Origin of the sequence: Arthrobacter sp. Hiyo1, assembly GCF_001263615.2 — a bacterium.
GTDB lineage: Bacteria > Actinomycetota > Actinomycetes > Actinomycetales > Micrococcaceae > Arthrobacter.
The window spans coordinates 134040-135579 of sequence record NZ_DF952468.1; the positions used below are offsets into that span (position 1 = coordinate 134040).

Annotated in this window: 2 protein-coding genes; both read right to left on the reverse strand. The window is 65.3% G+C overall.

All coding sequences use genetic code 11. From position 1 onward, the window contains the following. Positions 1-1055, reverse strand: a 1055-nt coding sequence (gene efeO / locus AHiyo1_RS00500; protein WP_253257149.1) for an iron uptake system protein EfeO, incomplete at its 3' end; no start/stop codon positions are given. Next, on the reverse strand, positions 1024-1540 hold a 517-nt coding region (locus AHiyo1_RS25930), incomplete at its 5' end, for an FTR1 family iron permease (RefSeq protein ID WP_253257094.1). The genes efeO and AHiyo1_RS25930, both read right to left, overlap by 32 nt.

The window sequence follows — 1540 nt, forward strand, 5'->3', positions numbered from 1 at the left end:
TGCTGGACCTCGGCGGGGCTGAGTTCGTTGTAGTACGCGAAGCCGTCACCCTTGGCGTGCTTCTTGAGTTCGGCCTCAAGGGCAGCGAACTTCCCGTCGAGGCCCGTGGCCAGGGCCGGGTCTTTCTGCGCGAGCGCAGGTTTGAGGTTTTCGAACGCTATCCGCGCGCCGTCGATGTTGGCCTGGAAGTCCCAGAGGTCCGTGTGGGACCAGATTTCTTCTTCGCCGGTGACCTTGCCGCGCGCGACTTCGTCCAGGAGCTCCTTGGCGCCGTTGCCGAGCTTGTCCGCGGAGAGCACCACAGTGCGGGTGCGCTTGCCGAGCTCCTCGGTGTCGGAAACGAGCTGCGTGGCGATTTTGGCCCGCTCGGTGGCCGTCAGCGCTGTGTAGCCCGACGGCGGGAACAAGTCCTTCTCCGCGCGGTGCCAGCCGGTCCATTCCTGGCCCGGTTCAAGGTCGGCTTCGCGGGCATCGAGTTTGGGGTCGAGGTCCCCGAAGGATTCCGCTACGGGTTCGATCCGTTCCCAGTGCATGCGGGTTGCGGCGTACAGTTCGCGGGCCTTCGTTACGTCGCCCGCCGCGTAGGCATCGGCGAAGGCCTTGGTGCCGGTCACAAGCTGCTCAGTCTGGTCTTTGACGTACGCCGTGTACTGCTGGACCCCAGTGTCCACAAGCTTCTGGAAATCGGCATCGACGCCGGTCTTGTTTCCGGAGTCCGTGACCTCAAAGGCGGCTCGGATACCGTCGCCCTGCATGCCCGGCTTGCAGGCGGTGGTGTACTTGCCCGCGGGAGCAGTGACCACCAGGTTGCGGGTCAGGCCGGGACCGATGTTCTCCACTTCGCCGACGATCCGCAGGCCGTCCTCTGCGAGGAGGTAGAACTCGGTAATTTCAGTGCCGTTGTTCTTGACCGCGAAGCTCAGGTTGCCGCTGGGGACGCTGCCCGTGGAGACTTTGCATTCGGTTTTGGTGCTGGTGACCTGGATCGGTCCGGCGGAGGCGCTGGCGCCCGGCGTCTTGGTGTTATCCGTGCAGCCGGTGAGTACGAGCGGCACGGCGGCGGCAGCGGCGACGAGGACGAGGGACGTCCGGCGGCGTGAAGCCGTTGTGGGCAGGGGAATTTTGGGCAGGGGAGTGCCAGGCATGGGGGTTTCCTTCTGTTGTGGGGGGCGGGAAGCTTTTAGGCAGCGTTGGCGGCTTGGGCCGTGGGGCGTTGCCGGTGGATTTCTTCGGCGAGGAACCGTTAGCGCGGATGTAGAAATAGAGCACAGGGATCACGTACAGCAGCCAGGCCCCGGCTTCGAGCCACGTGGTGGCCGGGGACAGGTTGAGGGTGCCCTTCAGCAGGGTGCCGTACCAGGACGACGGCGGGATGGCCGCGGAGACGTCGAAAGCGAGGGTGTGGAGCCCCGGCAGGATTCCGGCTTCCTGGAGGTCATGGATGCCATACGCGAGCACGCCGCCCGCGATCACGATGAGGCCGACTCCGGTCCAGGTGAAGAACCGGGAGAGATTGACCTTGAGGACGCCGCGATGCAGC